At 68.7% G+C, this 24,220-nt stretch carries 10 protein-coding genes; 4 read left to right on the forward strand and 6 right to left on the reverse strand.

Features of this window, described 5'->3' with window-relative positions; translation table 11 throughout:
- Positions 1 to 16 precede the first annotated feature (16 nt).
- Together ACYR7D_RS09765 and ACYR7D_RS09770 are read left to right on the forward strand one after the other, a co-directional pair.
- A complete protein-coding gene (locus tag ACYR7D_RS09765; protein ID WP_459549285.1) occupies positions 17 to 1,318 on the forward strand; it encodes a SidA/IucD/PvdA family monooxygenase in 1,302 nt (433 codons plus the stop codon).
- A 446-nt stretch (positions 1,319 to 1,764) separates the two neighbouring features.
- A complete protein-coding gene (locus ACYR7D_RS09770; RefSeq protein ID WP_459549286.1) occupies positions 1,765 to 2,799 on the forward strand; it encodes an AMP-binding protein in 1,035 nt (344 codons plus the stop codon).
- 130 nt (positions 2,800 to 2,929) lie between these two features.
- Here ACYR7D_RS09770 and nbtC read toward each other — a convergent pair whose 3' ends face one another.
- From nbtC to ACYR7D_RS09785, 3 genes are read right to left on the reverse strand one after another with little or no spacing between them, the layout of a single operon-like run.
- Complete coding sequence (gene nbtC, locus ACYR7D_RS09775) at positions 2,930 to 7,120, reverse strand: nocobactin polyketide synthase NbtC (protein ID WP_459550102.1); 4,191 nt, start codon at positions 7,118 to 7,120, stop codon at positions 2,930 to 2,932.
- A 55-nt stretch (positions 7,121 to 7,175) separates the two neighbouring features.
- Positions 7,176 to 8,498, reverse strand: coding sequence for a beta-ketoacyl [acyl carrier protein] synthase domain-containing protein (locus ACYR7D_RS09780; RefSeq protein WP_459549287.1), 1,323 nt, complete (start codon positions 8,496 to 8,498; stop codon positions 7,176 to 7,178).
- 30 nt (positions 8,499 to 8,528) lie between these two features.
- A complete protein-coding gene (locus tag ACYR7D_RS09785; protein ID WP_459549288.1) occupies positions 8,529 to 9,269 on the reverse strand; it encodes a thioesterase II family protein in 741 nt (246 codons plus the stop codon).
- Positions 9,270 to 9,573: 304 nt separating this feature from the next.
- Here ACYR7D_RS09785 and ACYR7D_RS09790 point away from each other — a divergent pair, with 304 nt between their 5' ends.
- Both ACYR7D_RS09790 and ACYR7D_RS09795 read left to right on the forward strand, forming a co-directional pair.
- Positions 9,574 to 14,154 (forward strand): amino acid adenylation domain-containing protein, encoded by a 4,581-nt coding sequence (locus tag ACYR7D_RS09790; protein ID WP_459550103.1) that lies wholly within the window; start codon positions 9,574 to 9,576, stop codon positions 14,152 to 14,154.
- Positions 14,155 to 14,193: 39 nt separating this feature from the next.
- Positions 14,194 to 19,269 carry an amino acid adenylation domain-containing protein gene (locus ACYR7D_RS09795; RefSeq protein ID WP_459549289.1) on the forward strand — a complete coding sequence of 1,692 codons (5,076 nt, stop codon included), beginning with the start codon at positions 14,194 to 14,196 and terminating at the stop codon, positions 19,267 to 19,269.
- Between the two features lie 97 nt (positions 19,270 to 19,366).
- On the opposite strand, the gene ACYR7D_RS09800 is transcribed toward ACYR7D_RS09795, so the two are convergent.
- From ACYR7D_RS09800 to ACYR7D_RS09810, 3 genes are all read right to left on the reverse strand, one after another.
- Positions 19,367 to 20,728 (reverse strand): SagB family peptide dehydrogenase, encoded by a 1,362-nt coding sequence (locus ACYR7D_RS09800; protein ID WP_459549290.1) that lies wholly within the window; start codon positions 20,726 to 20,728, stop codon positions 19,367 to 19,369.
- Between the two features lie 44 nt (positions 20,729 to 20,772).
- Positions 20,773 to 21,756: an ABC transporter substrate-binding protein gene (locus ACYR7D_RS09805; protein WP_459549291.1), complete on the reverse strand. Its 984-nt coding sequence runs from the start codon at positions 21,754 to 21,756 to the stop codon at positions 20,773 to 20,775.
- A gap of 157 nt (positions 21,757 to 21,913) precedes the next feature.
- Positions 21,914 to 23,956, reverse strand: a complete 2,043-nt coding sequence (locus ACYR7D_RS09810) for a M13 family metallopeptidase (RefSeq protein ID WP_459549292.1) — start codon at positions 23,954 to 23,956, stop codon at positions 21,914 to 21,916.
- Between the last annotated feature and the right edge of the window lie 264 nt (positions 23,957 to 24,220).

The raw sequence follows: 24,220 nt of genomic DNA on the forward strand, positions 1-24,220 counted from the left end.
CTGTGGGAGTGGGAAGATGGGAGAACCGGTGGACAGACTTCTGGTCGTGGGCGCGGGCCCGAAAGCCATGGCGGTTGCCGCCAAAGCGCACGTACTGCGTCGGCTGGGTATGCCCGCGCCGCAGGTGATCGTGGTCGAATCGCACGCCGTGGGCGGGAATTGGCTGCCGAGCGGTGGATGGACCAACGGTCAGCACCGGCTGGGCACCAGCCCCGAGAAAGATATCGGTTTTCCGTACCATTCCGTCTGGGCGCGTAGCCGCAATCGGGAGATCGACGAGGCCATGCTGGCCTTCAGCTGGACCTCCTTCCTGGTGGAACGCGGCACCTATGCCGAATGGGTGGACCGGGGACGGCCCAGTCCACAGCATCATCTCTGGGCCCGGTATCTGCAGTGGGTGGCGGACAAGGCCGAGGTCGAGCTGGTGACGGGCGCGGTCCGCAGGATCGCGGCGGGCGCCGAGGGCTGGGTGGTATCGGTGGTGGACGCGGATGGGCTCGCCACCGAAATCGAGGCGGAACGACTCATGATCACCGGGCCGGGCAACAGCCGCCGCGCCATGGCCGATCACCCGAAGATGCTGAGTATCGCCGATTTCTGGGATCTGGTCGGACAGCGCCGGCTTCCCGTCTCGTCGCGGGCCGCGGTCATCGGTGGTGGTGAGACCGCCGCCTCGGCCATGGACGAACTGGTTCGCCACGATGTGCTGACCGTTTCGGTGATCTCCCCCGCGGCCACGATCTACACCCGTGGCGAAAGTTATTTCGAGAACTCGCTGTTCAGCGATCCGGCCAAATGGCGGGGGCTGACCATCGAGGAGCGCCGGGACGTGGTGCGGCGTACCGATCGGGGCGTGTTCTCGGTACGGGTGCAGGAGAACCTGCTGGGCGACGCCCGCGTGCACCATCTGCAGGGGCGGGTGGTGCACGTCGCGGATCAGGACGGTGGAGTCGCGCTCACCCTGCGCAACGAGAACCGCGCGGACCGGGTGCACTCCTTCGATCTGGTGGTGGATGCCACGGGCGGGCAGCCGCTGTGGTTCCTGGACATGTTCGATACCGACGCCGCCGACCTGGTGGAACTCGCTCTCGGTGGCCCGATCACTCAGCGGCGCCTGGAAGCCTCGATCGGGTACGATCTCGCGGTCTCGGGCCTGGACACCAAGCTCTACCTGCCCAATCTCGCCGGACTGGCCCAAGGCCCGGGCTTCCCGAACCTCAGCTGCCTGGGCCAGCTCTCGGATCGCATTCTGGGGCCGGAACCGGAGCGGAATCGTGCGGTTTCCGCGCGGGCACGGGGGAATTCGGCGGCGCGTTAGGCCGGTTCCGGGGCACGATATCGCTGCTGGGTGTGGTCGGTTGTTCCGGCCCCGCGGCTTCTCGGGGCATCCGGAGGCAGGCACCTCGGAGTCCTCGTGATCGCGGTGCGTTCCTCTCGGGTGGCCCCGCCGTGCCGCTGACTTTTCACGTGGTGGTCCGGGCCGGTCGCCGGCCACAGGGGCTCTCCGGTCGGACCGGGGGCCGGTGTTCCCGTCGGCTGTGAGCTCGGACGAGCCGGAGAGCGAGGGCCGGGGTCGACGTGCCGCGTCGGTGAGTTTTTGCTGGTGATCGCGTTGTCCGAGGGACTCGTACGACCGGAATCGCCGTGCCGCGCATCTGTTAGGTTACCCTATGCTAAGGTTTTGCGAATGGCCCCGGCTCGGGCCGGATGCCCGGAATCGAGCCTCGGGCGCGCGCCGTACCCCGTGACGCAGGAGTCCATGTCATGCCGAGAACGCTACTGGAACTCGATCGCTTCGGCTCGCTGGAAACTCCGCCGTCGCCCACGTATCCCGTACCGGTGCCCGAGGAGTGGACCACCGGCGTGGAGCTGGCACCGGTACCCGGAGTGGCCTATCTGATGCGTTGTGGCCGCTCGGTTCCGGAAACCCGGACCGCCCTCCGCCTCGGGGCCGAGGCCCTCACCTACGGTGAGCTGTTCGAGATGCTCGGCCGGCCGCACTACCTACCGGTGGGATCGCCGGTCGATCGGCTGGTGCGCCTGCTCGGCGGGTTGCTCGGTGACGCGGCCGGCCGCGGCGTAGCGGCGGGGCCGCAGCGGTGGTCGCCCCGGCTACCGGTAGCCGCGCTGACCGCCGCGGTCGCCGACCGGCGATCGGTCGCCGCCGAACGGAGATGCGCCCGTATCGACCGTGCGCTCGGTACCGCCGATATCCGGTTGTTCGCGGCCGAATGGAGCGATGCGGGGGTCGCCGTGGAAGCGCTGGCCGCGCTCGCCGACGGCGCGGCACTGATCGTGGCCGGTGCAGACGAGCGGACCGGACCGGATGCGCTGGTCGATCTGATCACGCGCCACGGGGTCACCCATATCACCGGCTCGCTCGAGACGATCTCCCGGATCGCGGCCGTGGCCACCGCGCTGCCCACCGTATGCCGCTGGGATATCACCGGAACCGGTACGGCCACCGATCTGCCCGCCCGGCTGCGCGAGATCGCGCCGCGATCGCTGGCGACCTTCGCCTTCACCACCCCCGGGTACGCCGGGGCGGTGACGCGGGGTTGTTTCGACGGAACGGGGCGCACCCGTCCGATTCCCGGTGCCCGCGTCCAGGTGCTCGACGAAGACCTGCGGCCCGTTCCTCCCGGCGTTCGCGGCGAGGTGTACGTGGGCGGCGCGGCGCTCGGTATCGGGGGCGGGGACGAGGCGTTCGTACCGGATCCGCTGGAACCCGGTGGCCGGCTGTATCGCACCGGTCGGCGCGGCGAGTGGACCTCGGCCGGCTGGCTGGTCTTCGCCTGATCTCTTCGCCGATCCGCGCGCGAAACCGCTGAGCCGAGCCGGATTCCGCCTCGGGAGCGGCTCGGCGAGCGGCGGCGCACCCCGCGGCCGTCCGGTAAGGGCTTTCTCGGCCGCGGGGAGGAGAGGCCGGTCAGTCCCGGATCGCGGCGAACACCCGCTGATCGAGCAGGAACATGGGGTGTTCGCGCTCGGGGAGTACCACCATGGGGGTGAACCCGGCCGTCCGGAGTTGTTCGCACCATTCGTCCTCGGTGAGGAAGATCCGTGCCCCCTGCCGGATATCCTCCTTCCCGGGGTGGGTTCCGCCGGGTGCGGCCGACATCAGGAATTTCATCGAGGTCAGCAGCGGATAGTTCGCTTTGCACGCTTCGACGAAGACCACCGCGCCCCCGGGGTTCAGCAGATTCCGCAGATCGCGCAGCATCTCTCCGATATGCAGCGCGTTGTGCAGCACATTGGCCCCGATCACGATGTCGTAGCGCTCCGTGGCGCCGCGCAGATCGGCGTTCATGTCCACGATCCCGTAGCGCATCCAGGAATGCGCGGCGAAACGGTCCCGGGCGGCATTGAGGAAGAAGGTGGACAGATCGGTGAAGTGGTAATCCACCGCTAGCCCGGTCAACCCGGCGATCACCTCGTCGGTCGTACCGCCGATTCCCGCGCCCAACTCCAGGATGCGCACCGGCGCCCGGTCACCGGCGAGCCGCGCGGTGACTCCGGCGACCACCTCGCGGGCGGCGAGATTGAGGTAGTGGCTGATGATGTTCTCCCGGTAGGCACCCTCGGCGGTGAGCATATCGCCGCCGGGGAACAGCAGCTCCTGCACCCGGACCCGGTCGCGCGCCAGATCCGGCAGATGTTCGGCGGAGCTCCGGAGGAAATCAGCGAATTCGCGGGAGTACCCGAGTTCGGCGCAGATCCGGTACAGATCGTCACTGCCGGGTTCGGGCGGCGCCGCCGCGGACCGGTAGCCGTGCGCGGGATCGAATTCCAGGCAGCCCTCGCCGGTGAGCTCGTCGAGCCAGCGGCGCAGCAGCCAATGATGCCGTTCGGCGAAATCCACCCGCGCGGCGATATCGTCCGCGGTGTGGAACCCACCGTCGCTCAGCGCCGGTGCCAGGGTGTTCAGCATGGCGTGCATACCGGCGATATCCAGATCGCGGCGCGCGGTGCGCAGTCGTCGGGGATCCAGATCGGCGGGTACGGCCTGTTCGGCGGTGCGCCGGGCGAGGGCGGCGATCTCGGCGGGTTCGGTGGGCCGCGGGGTGCGGTCCGCCGAAGGAGGCGCCGCGGCCTTCGTGGCGCGCTGCGCGGGCGCCGCCGGACCCGGTTGTGCCGGCGTGGCCCGCCGGTGTTCGGACAGGACAGCGGTGATGGTGTCCACGGTGGCGCCACCGAGCAGATCGGAGACCGGCAGATCGTAGCCGAACTCGCTTTCGATCCGCCGCCGCAGTTCGAGGGCCTGCAGGGAATCCAGGCCCAGCGCTACCAGCGGGCGGGTGATGTCGAGGGCGTCGCTGTCGTCGGCGCCCAGTACCTCGGCGAGGACTCCGACCACCCGGCCCCCGATATCCGCCGCCGGCGTCGCCGGCGAGGTTTCCGCGGCGGGTGCGGGAGCCCGCAGGTCGCGTAGCACCTGGCCGTAACCGTAGGCGTCGAGTACGGAACGGCCGCGTTCCCAGTCGAAAGCGGCGACTATCGCATTGCCACGCAACCCGCTCAGGCCGAGCGTGATGGCATCGGAGGAGGCCATGGGCAGATAGCCCACAGCGGCCAGTTGCGCGGTATCGGTAGCGTGCTGCCCCTGATAGACCGCCCACTGTCCCCACTGGACCGACACACAGTCGTGCCCCGCGGTGCGAGCCCGCCGGGCGAAGGCGTCGAGCATCCGGTTCGCCGCCGCGTAGATGATCTTGCCGCGGCCTCCGAGGGTGGCGGCCAGGGACGAGAAGAGCACGGTGCGGCAATTGCCGGCGAGCGGCAGCGCCTCCAGCAGGAGCTCGACCCCGAGAGCTTTACCGTGCAGGACCTGCCGCACCTGCTCGGGGGTGATCGCGGCCAATTCCAGCTCGGACAGTCCGGCGTAGTCGGCGGCCGCGTGCAGGAGGAGGTCCACGGGCTGCCCGCGCAGTTCCGCGGCCAGCCGCGAAACGGCGGTGGGGTCGCCGATATCGCAGGCGAGCACCCGGATCCGCGTGGCGCCCACCTGCCGGATCGGCCGCAGCGCCTCGGTGATCTCGGGGCTTTCCCCGGAGCGGCTCACCAGGGTGATGTGCGCGGTGCCGGACCGGGCGAAATGCTCGCAGATCTGCAGGCCCAGGCTTCCGGTGCCACCGGTGATGACGATATGCGCCGGATCACCGGCCGCCGGGCCGGGCTCGGCGGCGCGCAGCCGTTTCGCGTAGAGCCCGCCCTCGCGCAGCGCGAGTTCGGTTTCCCCGGCGGTGTGCAGGGCGGTCAGGATCGATGTCGCGGACGTACCGGGTGCGACGTCCAGATGCGCGAAGGTGGCCCCGGGGAACTCCATTCCCGCGCAGCGGAACCCGGCGCTGACGGCGGCGGCCACCGGATGCGGTGCGGGATCGTCGTCGCGAACCGCCTCACCGCCGGTGGTCACCAGCCAGCAGCCGGTGAGCGCGGGGTTCGTCCCGGGCCACCACGCCCGGATGCCGAAGAAATCGGCGGTCGCCTCCGCCGCGTCCGCCGCGGTCGTCTCCGGATACTCGGGCAGTAGTACGACGAAGGTATCGATATCGGCGGGTTCCGGCTCGGCCGCCGGATCGATGATCCGGGCGGTGGCCCCGTGATCCGCGGCCTCGGCGCAGAGCCGGGCGGCGAGTTCGGCCCGCGTGCCCGTATGGTCGATGACTCCCAGCCGCCGGGGTTTGCTCATGGTGCGGCGGGACAGCCGGACCCAGTGTTCCTCGATCAGCTGGGCGGCGGCGGTTTCGGGTTCGGTCCGGGATGTGATCGGAGCCGGGGCCGGTACCGGAGCCCCGGTGTACACAGGGGCACCGAAGGTGTACGGCAGCCACAACCGCACCTCGTTCATCCGGGCGTGCGGGAAATCCGGGAGCGGCAACGCGGGTGGTGTGTTCGTATCGGTCCGCAGGCTCTCCCAGCGGTAGTCCGGTTCGTCGACCGCGACAGCGGCCAGGTTACGGGTGAACTCGGCCAGGTCGGCGGCGGTGCGGTGGGAGGTCCCCACCACCCGGGCATCGGTTCCGGTGAGGTTCTCCCGGATCGCCAGCTGCAGTGCCGGATGTTCGGCGATCTCGACGAAGGTGCCGATCTCGTGGGCGGCCGCCGCCGCGACGGCCTTGTCGAAGCGCACCGGGTTGCGCAGGTTCCAGAACCAGTAGTCGGCAACGGGGAGGTCGGTGGTGATCTCCGCGCCCAGGGTGGCGCCGAAGCAGGCGATATCGCCGGGGGCGAAGTACTGGTTCCGTACCCGGCTCTGTACCGCATCCCGGATCTCGTCGCGGAACTCGGCGACCGCGCTGGTATGCGCCGGATAACGCACCCGGATAACCTTGGCGAATATGCCCTGCTCGGTGCAGTCGTCCACCACCTCCGCGACGGTCTCGCGTTCCCCCGACAGCGCGACCATGGTGGGGGAATTGATCACCGACACCTGTGCCCAGCCCGAACGGCGGGCGAGTAGATCTTCGCAGGTATCCCGGTCGGCGGCGATCACCGCCATCGCGTAGTCGTCGGAGGAGATGGTGTCCACCGCCCGGGCGCGGGTGCCCACGATCAGCGCGGCATCGGACAGGGGCAGCAGGCCCGCCACATACGCCGCCGCCAGCTCGCCCTGGCTGTGGCCGAGCACGGCCGCCGGCTCCACCCCCACCGCACGCCACATCGCGGCGATACCGGCCATCTGCACGAAGAGCGCCGGTTGCACGATATGGGCGCTGTCGTCGGCGGGAGCGTTCTCGTCCAGCAGATAGTCCAGGGGGGAGGTGCCGAACAGTTCGCGGAAAACCGCGTCACAGCGGGCGACCTCGTCCCGGTAGGCCGGAACCCGGTCGTGGAACAACCGGCCCATACCGGGACGCTGGCCACCCTGGCCGGGGAAGACGAAGGCGATTCCGCGGCCGCCCGGGGCTGCCGTGGACCGCACGAGGCGGGGATGCTCGCGGCCGGCCACGACGGCACGCAGCGTATCGATCAACTCGGCGGTTCCGTCGACCATGGCCAGTGCGCGATGCCGCCGGGCCACCCGGGTGCGGAAGATCATCTCCGCGATGCGGCCCACCGGGACGCCCGGCCGGTCTTCGAGATAGGCGAGCAGATCGCGTGCCTCATCGATCAGCAGGGCGGGTGTCTGCGCCGACAGCAGAACCGGAACGGTTCCGTCGGGGAGCTGGTACTCAGAAATGGTCGTTCTCCTCGTGCGCGGGGACGGCGATGATGGCGTGGGCGTTGGCGCCTCCCGCGCCGAACGAGGACACCGCGCCGTAGCGGATGCCGTCCTTCGGCTGCCAGGGCTGCGCGGTGGCGGCCAGGCGCAGACTCGACCGGGTCCAGTCGACCTTGGTGGTGGGCTTGTCCGCGTACAGGGTCGGCGGGATCTCCCCGTGCAGCCCTGCGAGCAGCAGTTTGCCGAGTCCGAGCATCCCGGCCGCGGCCTGCGCGTGCCCGGCATTGGATTTCACCGAGCCCAGCACCGGATCGCCGCCCGCGGCGCCGTAGGTGTTCTGCAGGGCGGTGAGTTCGGCCACGTCACCGGCGCGGGTCGCGGTGCCGTGGCCCTCGATCATGCCGATATCGGCGGGGTCCACACCGGAGAGTTCGATGGTGCGCCGGACCAGCTTCTCCTGGGCGTGCGCCCGCGGCACCAGAATGGGGCGGCCTTTGCCGTTGTGATTGGTGTAGCTGGCCAGCACGCGGCCGTAGACGCGATGTCCCAGCCGGCGTGCCCGGGATTCCGGTTCCACCAGCACCGCGACGGCGCCTTCGCCCCACAGGGTTCCGGCGGCTTCGTCGGAATACGCACGGCAGTGTCCGTCCGGGGCCAGCGCGCCGTTCTTGGCGAATTCGTAGAACGCCATGGGTGAGCTCATAACGCACACCGCCCCGGCGATCGCCCATTCGCATTCACCGTTGCGGACCGCGGAAACCGCCAGGTGCAGGGCGGACAGCGAGGACGCGCAGGCCGAATCGATGCACATCGAGGGGCCGGTGAGGCCCAGGGCATGCGATATGCGCCCGGCCACGCCCAGCTGCCCGGAGCCCACGGTCCGGAAACCGTTGTGCTCACTGAGCTCGGCGATCCGCGGGCCGTACTCCATCGGTGACGCGCCTATGTAGCAGCCGGCGTCTTCGCCGTCGAGCGCACCAGGGTTCATTCCGGCGTTCTCCAGAGCTCGCCAGGCGACGCGCAATCCGACCCGCTGTTGCGGATCGGAACCCAGGGCTTCGCGCTGGGATATTCCGAAGAAGGAGGGATCGAATTCCGCTGCGCGGTCGAGGAAACCGCCCGCGTCGCTGACATTTCCCCAGCCTTCGCGTTCACCGAGCGAGAGCAGTTCCTCGATCGGCCAGCCGCGGTCGCGCGGAAACGGGCTGATCAATTCCCGCGCCTGGGTGAGCGCCGACCAGTAGGAACTGAGGGTGTCTATTCCACCGGGGGCCTCCACGGCCATTCCGGAAATTACTATGTGCTCGCGGTCCGGCGCGGCCGTCGATGTCATCACTGGTCCTCGTTGTGGTGTGCGGACGGATCACGCGCGGGGCGCGAGTAATTCGGCTATTTCGTCGACATAGTGGTTCAGGTAGAAATGGCCGCCCTCGAATACGGTGATGTCCACTTCGTCGCTGTGCTTACGCCAGCCGTTGAGTTCGGCCAGTGTGACGATGGGATCGTTGTCGCCGCCCAGTACATGGATAGGTGTGGAAACGCGGATATCGTCGCCGCAGGAGTATTTCTCGGAGGCGAGATGATCCTGTTTGACGACGGGCAGCGTCATACGCATGAGGTCGCGGTTGGTCATCACATCTCCGGTGGTGCCCTCGAGCCGGACGAGATGATCGAGGAGGGCGTCGTCCTCTTTGGGTGTGGGTGGTTTGGTGTCCGCGAGATGCGGGGCGACCGCGGCCGAGACGTACGCGCGGTGGATCGGCGTGCCGGCGGCCTCGGCGAGCCGGAGGAATTCGAACGAGACCATGGCGCCCATGCTGTGGCCGAACGTGGTGATCGGCACACCGCCGTAGTAGGGCGAATCACGGAATTCGGCGAAGGCGCCCGCGGCGATCTCGGGCAGGGTGGCCGGCGCGGGTTCGTGGACGCGGTCCTGGCGGCCGGGGTATTGGAAGACGAGGACCTCGTAGTGCTCGCTGAAGGCCTTGGAGAACGCGCGGTAGGCCGATGCGCCGGCGCCCGCGTGCGGAAATATCAGCAGTGGGGGGCTGCCGGGGGAACCCGGTTTGTGGAACTGCCTGATCCAACGGGGTGCGGGTGGCATGGTGCTCCTCGACATCATCTGCTCGCTCGGAATCGGCGGCGGGGCAGCGAATACGGCTCATCGGTGCGGCGCGCCGGTGACTCGTCCCCGCTGTCGCGCCGATGAGTTAGGTAAGGCTACCGTAATTTATAAAGGGGTGATAGGGGGAGTCGGGTGCCCGGAAGCGATCGGGTGAGAGAACCTCTGGCACCGATGTTTTGCATAGGCTAACCTAAGTCGCTAGCGTAAGTGAGCCTGAGCGAGATCAGGTTCCCGGGAGAACGGCTGAGGAGTCGCCTTCATGACGGAGAAGACGAAAACTTCTGTGGCCGAGCAGGACGCGGTGCCCGAAATCGAAGATGTGCTCGCGCTGAGCCCCCTGCAAGAGGGCCTTTTCTCACTGGCCCGGCTGGCCGGGGAGGGCGATCTGTACACGATGCAGTTCGCGCTGCACATCACCGGTCCGGTCGACAGTGCACTGCTGCGGCGCAGTATCGAGGTCATTCTGCGCCGACACCCCAACCTCCGGGCCGCGTTCTGGGACCGTGATCTGCCCAAACCCGTACAGATCGTGCCCAGTTCGGTGGTACTGCCCTGGTCCGAGCGCACCGCGAGCCTGCCGGAATACGCCGCCCTGGCCGAATCGGAGGCACGCACCGGATTCGACCTGGCCCGGGGCCCCGCCCTGCGCGTGATGTTCGTAAGCCTCCCCGACGGCACACACCGGATGCTTCTCACCGCCCATCACCTGCTGATGGACGGCTGGTCGCTGGGCGTGTTCTTCCGCGAGATGTACGCGATCTACCAGGCCGGCGGATCGGCCGACGGGCTGCCCGCTCCGCGCCCCTATCGCGACTACATCGGCTGGCTCGCCGCCCGTGACACCGCGGCCGATCTCCGCAAATGGACCGGGTACCTGGCCGGCGTCGAACCGCTGATCCTCGGTGAGCGTGCGGATTCGGCGATCAACACGATCGTGCCCGACGTCCATGTGCTGAAGATGTCGCGGGCCGATACCGATCGGTTGCGGGCGTGGGCGGGCGCCAACGGGCTCACCTTGAATACAGCGGTGCAATACGCCTGGTCGGTGGTGCTCGGCCGGCTCACCGACCGGCAGGACGTGGTGTTCGGGACCACCGTCTCCGGCCGACCGGACGAACTGTCCGGGGTGGAGACCATGATCGGCCTGTTCATCAACACCATCCCCGTGCGGGTGCGGCTGCAACCTCCGGGTGAGGCGGCCGGTGTGGTCGAGGCGTGCCGCCGGATCCAACGGGAAGCGGTCGCCATGCGCGACGCCGGTTATCTGAGCCTGTCGGCGATCCAGCGGGCCGCCGGGCGCGGCGGGTTGTTCGACACCCTCTTCGTTTTCGAGAACGTACCGGTCGGCGATGTGCTGCGGCCGGTCACCCTGGCCGACGGCACCGAGTACACCGTGATCGAATCCCAGGGACTGACCCACTACCCCCTGGCGGTGGTCTCCTACCTGCTCGACGGTGAACTCTCGCTGGGCGTCGAGGCCGTACCCGCTCTGCTCGGCCGCCTCGTGGCACCGGACCTGCCCGAGCGGCTGGCTCGGGTGCTGCGCCAACTGCCCGAGCTCGGTACCGCCGGGCCGGATGCGCTGGACGTGTTGCTGCCCACCGAACAACCGCGGCCACCGGCCCTCCCGGCCGCCGATGTGCGCGGCACCGGCGTGGCCGAACTGTTCGCCCGGCAGGTGGCGGCGACCCCGGACGCGCTCGCACTGACCACCGCGGACCGCGCGTTCACCTACCGGGAACTGGCCACCGCCGCCCACCGGGTCGCGGCGGCATTGCTCCGGCGCGGGCTCGGCGCGGAAGACGTGGTGGCGCTGGCGCTTGCGCGGTCGGCGGAATCCGTCGTCGCCATCTTGGGAGTGCTCGCCGCCGGAGCCGCCTACGTGCCGATCGATCCCGAGCTTCCGGCCGGCCGTATCGAGACGATCCTGCGCCGGGCCCGGCCGAGCCTGATGCTGACCGCTGCCGGGACGAGCGTGCTCGACGAGCTCACCGATCACCCACCGGCTCTCGATATCGCGGAGGCCCTCGGCACCGAGCCGGACGACTCTCCGCTGCCGGTACCGGTGCATCCGCAGCAGCGCGCGTACCTGATCTTCACCTCCGGCTCCACTGGCGAACCCAAAGGCGTGGTCGGTACCCATGCGGCGCTGGCCGCCTATTTCGCCGACCACCGCGACCGCGTCTACCGTCCGGCGGTGGCTCGGCTGGGCCGGCCGCTGCGGATCGCGCACGCGTGGTCGCTGAGCTTCGACGCCTCGTGGCAGCCGCTGATCGGCCTGCTCGACGGGCACGCCGTCCACCTGTTCGGACCGCACGAGATGCGCGACGCCCGGCAACTGGTCGACGGGATCGGGCGGTACGCGCTGGACATGATCGACACCACCCCGTCGATGTTCGCGCAGCTGGCGGCGGCCGGGCTGGTCGACGAGGACGGGAACACGCCGCTGGCGGTGCTCGCCCTGGGCGGTGAGGCGATCGGAGTTCCGCTGTGGCGGCAGCTCGCCGGACTGCCGGATACGGCGGTGCACAACTGCTACGGCCCCACCGAAACCACCGTCGAGGCCGTGGTCGCCGCGGTCACCGGCGCGGACACCGAGCCGGTGATCGGTACCGCCACCGCGGGTACCGCGGCCTATGTGCTCGACTCCCGGCTCCGCGTGGTGCCCGACGGAGTGCTCGGCGAACTGTATCTGTCCGGTGCGCAGCTGGCCCGGGGCTATATCGGCCGTCCCGCCGGTACCGCGGAACGGTTCGTCGCCGACCCCCACCGGCCCGGCGCCCGGATGTACCGCACCGGCGACCTGGTACGGCGACTACCGTCCGGTGAGCTCGCCTATCTGGGGCGCGCGGACGGTCAGGTGAAGATTCGCGGCTACCGGATCGAGATCGGGGAGATCGAGACCGCGCTGGCGGCGCTGCCCGGAGTGCGGTCGGCGGCGGTACTGCCGTACCGCCGGCCCAGCGGGACGGTGCTCATCGGTTTCGTCACCGGCACCGGAACCGAGGTCCCCACCACCGATTTCCGCGGCCGGCTCGCCGGCAGCCTGCCCTCCTATATGGTTCCGCAGCGCGTACTCGCGGTGGAGAGCCTGCCGATGACCGGCAACGGCAAACTCGATACCCGCCGCCTCGAGGCGCTCGCCGCCGAAGCGCTGCGTGGCGGCGGCGATTCGGCTGCCCGCACCGAGACCGAACAGGCCATCTGCGCCGTGATCGCCGAACTGACCGGGGGCCCGCGCCCGGGTGTCCACGACGATCTCATCGAACTCGGCCTGGACAGTATCGTCGCCCTCTCCCTGGTGAACGGGCTGCGCCGGGCCGGTATCAGTACGACACCGCGCATGATCCTGAGCGTGGGCACCATCGCCGAACTGGCCGAGCGGGTGGACGCGGCCGCCGCGGCCGGGCAGCGGCAGACGCCCACCGGGTACGGCGTCGTCGGCGAAGTGCCGATTCTGTCCTGGATGTACGAGTACGGCCGGTATCGCCGGTTCTCGTTGAGCACGCTGCTCGGCTTGCCCGCCGGTATCACCGAACCGCAATTACGCGCCGTGCTCCAGGCACTGCTCGACGGGCACGATATGTTGCGCGCCCGGTTCACCGGCACCGGCACCGGGTACGAATTGTGCACGCGCGCACCGGGGGCGGTATCCGCGGCCGAGGTGCTGAGCACCGTCGCGGGCGGTACGGATCTGCCCGCCACCGTGGCCGCCCGGGCCCGGGACGATGCCGAACTGCTGGATCCGTCGGCCGGCGAACTGATACGCGCGACCAGGATCACCCGGCCGGATTCGACCGATCTACTCCTGCTCACGGTGCACCACCTCGCCGTGGATCCCGTTTCCTGGTATGTGATCAGCGCCGACCTCGCCGCGAGCTGGGCCGAGCTGAGCGCCGATCCGGCGGCCTCGGACGGGGTGCCCGTGCTGCGCCCCCCGAGTGAGCACACCGGTTACCGCGAGTACGCGGCGGCATTGCGCGCCCGTGCCGAGCTACCGGAAGTCCGGGCGCAACGCGATTATTGGCATCGGCAGGCCGCCCTGCCCGATCCGGTGCTCGGTACCCGGCGGCCCGACCCGGCCGCCGACAGCTGGGGTTCGTATCGCGCCCGCCGGGTGAGCACCCCGCCCGCGACGACCACCGCGCTGCTGGAAAGTCCGGCGGCCGTCGTCGGGGTCCGGGAATTCCTGCTCGCGACCCTGGTCGTCACCCTGACGACCTGGCGGGCCGAACGGGGGCAGGACACCTCCGGGGGCGCCTACGTGGCGATGGAGGCACACGGCCGCGAGGACGCGGTGCTGGGTCCCGATATCGACACCTCCCATACCGTCGGCTGGTTCACCAGTATGTTCGCGGCCCGATTCGGTGCCGCGGCCGAACCGGTGGACCTCGCGGTGGCTCGGCGGGATCCGGCACGGGTGCGGGCACTGCTGGACGCGGTGGCCGCCGATATGGCCGCGATCCCCCACAACGGCCTGGACTACGGGGTACTGAAGTACCTGGCGGCCGATCCGGTCCTCGCGGCCGATCCGGAACCGCAGATCCTGTTCGACTACCTGGGGCGGGTGGATCTCACCGGGTCCGCTACCGCCTGGACCCCGGTGACCGAGGGCGGACTGGTCGAGCATCTCCCGCTGGCGCCCGAACCCGAATTCGGCCTGCGCTGCGCTCTCGATGTGCTCGCCGGGATCGCCCCGACCCCGGAGGGTCCCCAGTTGGTGACTCTACTGCGCTGGAGCGAAAGCATTTTCGCCGAATCCGATATCGATCGGTTCATCCGGATCTGGCAGGAAGCGATGGCGGTTCTCGTCCGCGCGCTGAGCCCGGTGGACCTGCCGGCCGCGGATTCGGTCGGCGCCTGACCACTTGTTCAACTCACGCAGCGATTCCGAAGGAAAGCCATGGCAGACGATATTCTCGAGCGGCGCAAACGACTACTACAGCGGCGGCTCGAGGAGCAGGCGATCACCGCTTCCGAGCCGGTGGCACCGACCCGGCGCGGCGAGGATCCCAGCCCGCTGTCGGAGGCGCAGCGCCGGATGTGGTTCATCCAGCGCCTCGATCCCGAGGACACCACCCTCAACATCTGTATCGCCTACCACCTCAGCGGTGATCTGGATGCCGCCCGGTTGCGCGCGGCCTGCGCGGCCGTGGTCGCCCGGCACGAGATCCTGCGCACCACCTACCACGTCGACGAATCGGGAGAGGCGTACCAGGTCAGCGCGGCGGACCGCGAACTGTCCTGGCAGGAACACGATCTCACCGAACTACCGGAGAGCGGGCGGCAGCGACGGGTCGAGGTGCTCGCCCGCCGCGAGTTCGCCCGGCCCTTCGATCTCACCCAGGATTCGCCGCTGCGTGTGAGCCTGGTCCGTACCGGCGCCACCGATCATGTGCTGATCCTGACCGTGCACCACATCGGCTGGGACGACGATTCCTGGCCGGTGTTCTTCGCCGAGGTCAACGCCGCGTACCGGGGCGCGGAACTACCGGAGTTGAAGGTCCAGTACGTCGATGTCGACGCCGCCCGGTCGCGCGATACCGAGGCCGAAGCGGCCGATCTGGATTATTGGCGCGATGTACTGACCCCGCTGCCCGGACGGCTCGAACTGCCCGGCCGCCCGGCCGCGGCGGGCCGCGGCCGGGCGGCGGAAACCCGGGTGCGCGCGCTGCCCGACGAGTTGATGACCCGCGTCGCCGAGGTCGGCCGCCGCTACTCGGCGACCCCGTTCATGGTGCTGCTGGCCGGTTTCCAAGCCCTGATCCGGCGTTATACGGCCAGTACCGATTTCCTGGTCTCGGTGCCGGTGACCAACCGGTCCGGCCGGGGCGCGGCCGCGCTACTCGGCTATTTCGGCAACGCTGTGCTGATCCGCGCCACCTCCGAACGGGAGGCGACCTTCGAGACGCTGCTCGAATCCGCGGTCTCGACCTGCACCGCGGCGTTCGCGCATCAGGGTGCGGGTATCGATCAGGTCGTGCGCGCGGTGAGCCCCGATCGGGTGGCCGGCCGCGACGGCCTGTCCCAGCTGGTACAACTCAGCTTCGGTATGCGTGGCGCGGTGGACGGTTTCGAGCTGCCCGGGGTGCGGTCCGCGGAACTGCCGCTCGCCAGCGCGGTGGCGCAGGAAGAGCTCGGGATGATGGTGGTTGCCGGGGCGAACGGGACCCGCGTCGAGGCGACCTATCTGATCGATCAGCTGGAGCAGCGGACCGTCGATCAGCTGCTCGACCACTACATCCAGCTGCTCGACAGTGTGCTGGCGCGGCCCGAGCGCCGGTTGTCCGAAATCGATATCCTCGGTGCCGATCGCGCCGCTGTCCTCGACCTGTCGCACGGGGTGCAGGCCGAGAACGCGCCGACCACACTGGTGGCGCAGCTGGAGGCCCGGGTCGATACGACGCCCGGCCATGTCGCGGTGGTCTCCGATGAGATCGAACTGAGCTATGCCGAACTCAACACCCGCGCGAACCGGCTGGCGCACTGGTTGATCGGCAACGGTGTCGGCCCGGAGGACACCGTCGCGCTGGGGCTGGCCACCTCGGTGGAGTTCATCATCGCGACCTGGGCGATCCTCAAGGCGGGAGCGGCGTATCTGCCCATCGATCCCGGCTATCCGGCCGAACGGATCGAGTATCTGATCGACGATGCCCGGCCCCGGCTGTTGCTCACCGAGAGCGCCTACGCCGCGGCCGTTGCCGCCGCGGAAACCCTGCCGCGGACGAATCCCACCGATGCCGAGCGGGTGGCGCCGCTGCATCCGGCCAATATCGCCTACGTCATCTACACCTCCGGTTCCACCGGACGGCCGAAGGGCGTACCGGTTCCGCATGCGGCGATCGCCGACCATGTGGCCAGTTTCAGCGCGGAATGGGAACTCACCCCCGACGACCGGGTGCTGCAGTCCACCTCCGTCAGTTTCGACGCCTCCCTGCTGGATATCTTCGTGACGCTGTACGCCGGCGCGCGGGTGGTGATCCCGAAACCCAACGCCTACCGGGATATCCCCTACGTCGCCGATCTGGTCACCCGGCACGGTGTCTCGGTGCTGCACATGGTGCCCTCCATGCTGGCGACGTTCCTGATGCTGCCCGAGATCAACAACTGGACCACCCTGCGGCATCTGCCGGTGGGCGGCGAAGCGCTACCGGGTGAGGTGGCCGATCGGTTCACCGCCCGGTTCGACGCGCAGCTGCGCAACCATTACGGCCCGACCGAAGCCGTGGTGAGCTCGACACATATGCCGGTGGAGGGTCCGCAGGGCACCGGTATCGTGCCGATCGGCATCCCGAACCGCAATGTCTTGCTGTACCTGCTCGACGACGCGCTGCAACTCGTGCCCAACGGTGTCGTCGGCGAGATCTATCTGGGTGGTGACCAGCTGGCCCGCGGCTATCTGAACCGGCCCGGGCTCACCGCCGAACGTTTCGTGGCCGACCCGTTCCAGCCGGGGCAACGCCTCTACCGCACGGGCGATCTGGGCCGGCGCGGCCCCGACGGCGTGATCGAATTCATCGGCCGCACGGATGAGCAGGTGAAGGTTCGTGGCCATCGGATCGAGCTGGGCGAGGTCGAGGCCGCGATCAACGACCATCCGGATGTGGCGCATTCGGTGGTCGTGGTCACCGACCATCCGGCCCTCGGGCAGATCCTGGCCGCCTACCCGGTCCCGGTGCCCGGCGCCGAACTCGATCTGGATTCGGTGCGGCAGCGGATCGCGGCACGGCTGCCCGAGTACATGGTGCCTGCGGCCTTCACGGTGATCGACGGTATCCCGCTCACCACCCACGGCAAACTCGACCGGCGGGCGCTGCCCGTACCGGAGCTCACCCTGGCCCGGGAGTTCCGGGAGCCGCGGACACCCACCGAGCGGCGGATCGCCGAACTCTACGGCCGTTTGTTCGACCGGCAGCGGATCGGCGCCGATGATTCGTTCTTCGAGCTGGGCGGGCATTCGCTGCTCGCGGCCCGGCTCATCTCGCTGATCCGGGCGGAGTTCGGCCTGGAAATCGATATGCGGGTGCCGTTCGATACTCCGACGGTCGCCGGCCTGGCCGCCCATATCGTCGCGGAATTCCTGAACGAGTTCGGTATCGATATCGACGATATGGCCGAATTCGACGAATACGAGGCCGAACCGGCCACCACCCGGACCGTGACACGTCCCGCCCTGGTCCGCCGGGAACACCCCGAGCACATTCCGCTGAACTACTCGCAGCGCATGTACTGGCTGCAGCGGCGGATGGAAGGCGCGATCGACGGCGAAAACGTCACCTATCCGGTGCGTTTCGACGGCCCACTCGATATCGAGGCATTGCGCCTGGCGATCGCCGATGTGGCCGCGCGGCACGATTCGCTGCGCACCACCTTCCCCGAACACGAGGGCACCCCCTATCAGCACATCGCCGCGCCCGCGCCGGTGCCGATGCCGGTGATCGATCTGCGCGAGGGTGGGCAGGATCCCGCCGAAGCGCTCGAACAGGAGCTGGCCCGCGACGCCGCCTACGTTTTCGACCTGCGGACCGAGATACAGCTGCGCGTGCGGTTGCTCGTACTCGACGACCGGACCCATGTGCTGTCGATCCTGATGCACCACATCATCGCCGATCGTCAGTCCTGTGAGATCTTCGTCGACGATCTCACCCGGGCCTACCGCGCACGAGTGGACGGAAATGCCCCCGGCTGGCCGGAACTGCCCCTGCAGTTCGCCGATTTCGCCATCTGGCAGCGGGAGATCTTCGATCGTGCTCCCGGCCAGGGGTCGGTGAGCGCCTATGGTCAGGAACTGCTCGACTACTGGTGCACGGCGCTGGACGGGTTACCGGACGAGATCGCGGTCGCGCACGACCGTCCCCGCCCGGCTGTCCTCGGCCGCAGCGGCGTCAGCGCGACCCGGGTGATACCGGCCGCCACCTGGCAGGCGGCCCGGGCGCACGCGGAGGCCGCGGGAGCCACCGATTTCATGCTGGGGCAGGCGATGAGCGCGGTGACGCTGCACGTTCTCGGGGCCGGGAACGATCTGCCGATCGGCGCCGCGGTGGCCAACCGGCTCGACGAGCCGACCGACGAGATGATCGGCCTGTTCGCGAACATGGTCGTATTGCGCAACGATCTGTCCGGCGATCCGACTCCGCGCGATGTCCTGGCCCGGGTGCGGGACGCGGCGCTGGACGCGATCACCCGGCAGGGCGTGCCCTTCGAACGGCTGGTGGAGACGATCAATCCGCCGCGTACCCTGGCGCGCAACCCACTGTTCCAGGTGGTGATGCATTTCCGGCACCGCCCGGCACCGGCCGGTTTCACCGCCGACGGCACCACCACCGTGACCAGTATCGCGAAGCACTACGAAGTGTCGTTCATGGATATCCATTTCGACTACACGGTGGAGACCAACGGTGATCTCACCACCCGGGTCGTGGTGAACACCGATCTCTACGAACCCGCCACCGGGGCGATCTTCGCCGATGTGCTCGCCGGGGTGGTGCGGTGCTTCGCCGAGGATCCGGATCGCCCGGTCGGTGAGCTGAATCTGCTACCGCCGCAATGGGATACCACCAGGGTGGTGGTGCGGCACGAGGCGGTGGCCCCGGCGCCTGCCGGTGGTGACGGCGCGACCCTGCGCACCGATACCGAGCGGACCATCGCGACCCTGCTCGCCGAACTGCTCGAATTGGACGAGGTGGGCCGGGAGGACGGTTTCTTCGCCCTCGGTGGTGACAGTGTGATCGCGATCCAGCTCGCCGCCCGCGCCGGCGAAGCCGGGCTCCCGCTCGCACCGCAGCTGTTGTTCGAATATTTCACCATTGCCGACCTGGCCGCGGCGGTGGACGAGCTGATCGCGAATCCACCCGCGCCGGAGGAGGCCGACGGCGCGCCCGCGGATACCGAACAGCAGCATCTGGCCCCGATGGCGGCCTCCGGCCTGGACGCCGACGCCTTGAAGAACCTGCAGGCGGCCTGGTCCGCGCGGGACTGAGATACCGCGGTCGTCCGGTGGACGATGGGGGTCCGCCGGACGACCGCGGCCCGGCCCGGAGTACGGGCCGGGCCGCGGTATGCCGGCGGACTTCCGGTCAGCGGCGGGCGGGCGAGCCGACGATGATGCTGCCGACCCCGCACTCCTCCAGTTCGTCGACACCGGTCGCGGCCACGAAGGCGGCGGTATCGCTGAAGCCCTGTGCGCAGACACCGAGCCCCATGGCCGTACCGGCCAGGTACACCGTCTGCATCAGCACCCCCACATGTTTGAGGATGCTCGCGTAGGCGACCTGTTCGTAGGTCCACATCACCCGTCCCGCCCGGGCGGCCAGCAGCAGCACGACCTGGGGTTCCGCGCCGCCCACCAGCGTGGCGGAGGTGGACGCCACCAATCGGCGCACCTCGGGCGCGTCCGGTTCGGCGATGCGGTGCAGCGTATGCTCGAACGAATCGTAGTGGTACATACCGGCCTCCAGACCCGCGACGGTGCGCACGATCGGATAGACCTCGATCTCATAGACCCCGCCGCCCGAAGGGTAGGGACGCGAGAGCAGTTCCTCGCCGGGACCGACGGGTTTCACCTCGCGGGTCCGCGCGGTGCGGTACAGCAGTTCGGCCAGTTGTTCCCGGGTGATCGGCGCGGAGTCGTCGTACTCCCGGCAGGAGAAGCGGTCCTCGAGTACCGCGGTCAGGCTCGGATCGGCCGCGCGGAGGGCGTCGAGATCGGGGGCCGGTAGTACCACCGGCGTTCCCGGGTAGGGGGTTCGGCGGGCGGCCGGTTGCGGGAACTCGTTCGCCGCCCACTTCGTGGGACCGAAATGCTCCCAGGTCAGCGTGCGCGGGCCCAGGGTGCTGCGCCGGTGGAACCACAGATCCGGCGCGCTCCAGCTCCGCGTGGTGAACCGGTGTTCCTCCGCGGCCGGTTCGGCCGTGAACCCGCCCCAGTGCAGATCCTGGACGAGCCGGTCGGCGATCTCCACGCTCAGCCCCGCCGCGGCGGGTTCCTGCCCGCCCAGTACCGCGAGGATCCGGGGGTCGGCGATCCGCAGATCACACCAGGACAGCGGATGTTCGAGGACGAAACCGTCCGCGTCCCGGCGCATGATGGTGAACTTGGAGAGGGCGCCGGGCGCCGGGGGGGTGCCCTCGGGACGGGCCGGTGGTGTGGTGAAGGGCGCCAGGGTGTACAGCTCGTGGTCGCCGTCGAGGACGGTCACGGCGAGCCAACCCTCGGCCGCCAGTTGTTCGAGCAGTACGGCGACCTCGCTGCCGGGTTCCGGCGCCGGATCCTGTCCGCGATTGAGGTCTTTCAAAGCGTCCCGGCTCGCCGGGGACAGTCCGGTCAGCTTCTTGTTGTGGGGCGGATTCAGCAGCACGGCACCGTGCGGCAGGGTGAGACAGGTGACTCCGGTACGCAGCGCGTACCGGAGTCGCCCGTACCGGGTTACGGTGGACAAAACCGTTCTCTCCGTATCGGTTACGGCTCCGGGTTTCCGCGCGGCTAACGAGCCGCGTTGACCAGAGCGGGTCGGATCTTCTCGAGGATGTAGGGCAGCGACAGCACGGTCGGCTGGTTGATGGCACCGACATCGGCGTTGTCGAGGAAGACCACCGCGTCCTTGCGGACCGCGGGCAGATCACCGTATCCGGGCAACTGCCGGTAGGCCGTGTCCTGGCCCACCGAGTAGCCGGCGATCAGCAGGTCCGCGGACAGTTCGCCGACGCGTTCGGGGGAGAGCGCCACCCGGCCGCCGGACCCCGGCAGCTCACGGATGTGCTGCGGAATGGTCATACCGAGCCGGGAGAACAGCTGGGCGGACCCGTCCTCGGGGTCGTTCAGCACCATGAGCTGGGTCGGTCCGGCCAGCCAGGTGCTCAGGAAGGTTTTGTCCCGCAGGCCGGGGTTGGCGGTGCCGATCGCATCCACCTGCGCCCATACATCCGCGACGATCTTGTCGGCGTCGGCCTCCCGGCCGAGTACGGTGCCGAGGGTCGTCACCAGCTCGGACCAGGGCGCGCCGGCCTTGTCCGAAAGCGCGGGTAGGGTGGGCGCGATCTTGGACAGCTGGTCGTAGCGGGCCCGGTCGGCGATGAAGGGATCGGCCAGGATGAGGTCCGGCTCCAGCGCTGCCACCTGCTCGGTGATATCTCCACCGGTGTCCAGGGCCTTGGCCTGCCGCAGCGATTCCGGTTCCCAGGCCGGGGTTTTGCGGGCCAGGGTCGCGACGTTGTCGATATACCCGGCGGGCAGGATCCCGAAGGCCTGCACGGTGTCGAGCCACTGGTTGCCCAGTGCCACGATCTTGGTCGGTGTCCCCTCGACCACGGTTTCCCCGAAGGCGTGGGTAATGGTCACGCCCGTACCGGAAGTGCCCGCATCGGATCCGCCGCAACCGGCGAGTCCCAGCGTCAGTATTCCGGCGAGCGCGATGAACACAGCTCGTGTCCACCGGTGGGGGGTGCGCACCGTCTTCATCGTCGACATTCCTCCTCAGCGGGCCACTACCCGGCAATCCGGGGGGCCTGCCAAGCATAGGACAGCCTTGGCTAACTTTGGTGGGTACCGACGGCGAGTACCGAGGCTCCTCCGGCCGCGACCGGACGGGTGGAAAGTCCTGCGAGCGCCTCCGGGGGCCGCGGGGTCACAACTCGACGCGCTGGTCCGCGGGCAGGAACAGCGCATCGGATTCGACCACGCCGAAGGTCCGGTAGAACTCCGCGAGATTGCGCACCACCTGGTTCACCCGGAACTCGTCGGGGGCGTGCGTATCCCCCTGGAGCAGCCGCTCGACGACCTCGGGGGTCATCTTGGAACGCCAGATCCGGGCATAGGACAGGAACATGGTGCGGTAGTCCGGATTCGTCACTCCGGCCCGCTCCTCGGCCAGCCGGTACGCCGCCAGCGCGATCTGCAGACCACGCAGATCGGCCAGGTTCTCGCCGACGGTCAGTTCCCCGTTCACATGCTGGTCCGGGTTCAGCCCCGTGGGCACCAGCGCGTTGTACTGGTCGATGAGTTGCTTCGATTTGGCGTCGAAGGCGGCCCGGTCGGCCGGGGTCCACCAATCCCGCTGATTGCCGTCCCCGTCGAATTTCGAGCCCTGATCGTCGAACCCGTGCCCGATCTCGTGCCCGATCACCGCGCCCACAGCGCCGTAGTTGACCGCGATCCGGGCCTTCTTGTCGAAGAACGGGGGCTGCAGGAAGGCGGCGGGGAAAACGATCTCGTTGGTGGTGGGGGAGTAGAAGGCGTTCACCGTCTGCGGGGAAGCGTTCCACTCGGATTTGTCCACCGGTTCGCCCAGGCGATCGAAGGAGCGTTTCACCTCGAAATCATTGATGGCACGCAGAGATTCGATCAGCTTGCCGCGGGTCACCTTCAATCCGGAATAGTCCACCCACTTGTCGGGGTAGCCGAGTTTGAGACCCATTTTGTCGAGCTTGGCGAGCGAGGCCTGCCGGGTCTGCGGGGACATCCAGCTCGAATTGGTGAAGTTCTCCCGGTAGGCGGCCATCAAATCATCGACCATGGCCCGCACCCGCTCCTTGGCCTCGGGCGGGAAATACCTCTCCACATACAGCTTGCCCAGCTGTTCACCCAGATTGCTGTCCACCGTGCCGACCGCGGATTTCCACTGTTCGGGGCGCTGCTGCAAGCCCGACATGAGCCGGCCGTTGAAATCGAAGTTCGCATCCGACAATTCCTTGGGCAGGAACCGCGCGTAGGCCCGCAGCACCGACAATCTCAGGAACTCACGCCAGACCGAGATATCGGTCTGCGCCCAGATCTTTCCAGCCTCGGTGATGAAGGAGGGCTGGTTCACCACCAGCTTCGCGAACAGTTCCTTCGGCCGGTCGGTGATACCCGACAACCAGGAATCCCATTCGTACTCCGGAGCCAGTTTCGTGGTTTCTTCCCAGCTCAGCAGGTTGTAGGTGGCTTCGGTATCACGGTTGCGCACATTGTCCCAGTGCGCCGCCGCGATACGGGTCTCCAGCTCCAGTTGCCGGCGCGCGATACCCGCCGGGTCGGGCATACCCGCGCCTTTGGCGAGACGCTCCAGATAGGTGCGGTAGCCGTTCAGCTCCTCGGCGAACTGCGGATCCCGGTAGTACTGCTCGTCGAGCGCGATCCCGGCCTGGCCGATCGAGGCGATATGCGCCGTGGAATTCTTCCGGTCGATACCCACTCCGATACCGATCAGCCCGCCGATCGGCAGGCGCCCCATCACCGCGGCGAGTTCGCGCTTGTCCGGCGCATCGTCGATCTCGGCGAACATCGAATCCAGCGGAGTGAGGCCGAGCGCCTCGATTTCGTCGAGATCCATCCGGGCGTCGTAGAGATCGCGGATCTGCTGCGCCTCCGACCCGTCCTCCGGGTCCGTGATGCTCTCGATGATCTCCCGCAATTGCAGTTGGGTGCGTTCGGAGGCTTCGCTGAACGCGCCGTAACTGGTCTTGTCCGGCGGCAGCTGGTACTCGCGCAGCCATTTCCCGTTGACGTGCCGGTACAGATCGTCCTGTGGCCGGACCGCCGGATCGGAACCGCTCATATCGACAGACGTCAGCTCGATGGGTGCCGCCTCGGAACAGGAGGCCAGCCACGCGGCCGCGGGTGCCAGGCCCAGCGCGACGAGGAACCCACGACGATCGAGCACCAACCGACGACGATCCGATGATTTCAACGAAACCTCTCCCCGATGCAAGACCTCGCACCTCTCTTTGGCGAACCGGCCCCATGAGGCTACCGGCGCCCCATCCCGGCGTCGCGCCGGAGACACGGGCCGATCCGGCCACCGGGGTCGTGGGCAGCGACAGCCGGCTCGCGAGGTTGTGGAGCGGCCGACCGGCATCTGAAGGTTCGGCGGAGCGAAGGGGCGCAGCGCCCACGCGCCGGAGGCGCGCCAATGAACACAACCCCCGATTTCGGTCCGAGCTGCGGGTTCGTT

The sequence above is a fragment of the Nocardia sp. X0981 genome, from assembly GCF_977089955.1.

Coding starts and splice junctions, on each gene's coding strand:
- ACYR7D_RS09765 (WP_459549285.1), top strand. CDS start 17: ATGGGAGAACCGGTGGACAGACTTCTGGTCGTGGGCGCGGGCCCGAAA.
- ACYR7D_RS09770 (WP_459549286.1), top strand. CDS start 1,765: ATGCCGAGAACGCTACTGGAACTCGATCGCTTCGGCTCGCTGGAAACT.
- ACYR7D_RS09780 (WP_459549287.1), bottom strand. CDS start 8,498: ATGACATCGACGGCCGCGCCGGACCGCGAGCACATAGTAATTTCCGGA.
- ACYR7D_RS09785 (WP_459549288.1), bottom strand. CDS start 9,269: ATGCCACCCGCACCCCGTTGGATCAGGCAGTTCCACAAACCGGGTTCC.
- ACYR7D_RS09795 (WP_459549289.1), top strand. CDS start 14,194: ATGGCAGACGATATTCTCGAGCGGCGCAAACGACTACTACAGCGGCGG.
- ACYR7D_RS09805 (WP_459549291.1), bottom strand. CDS start 21,756: ATGTCGACGATGAAGACGGTGCGCACCCCCCACCGGTGGACACGAGCT.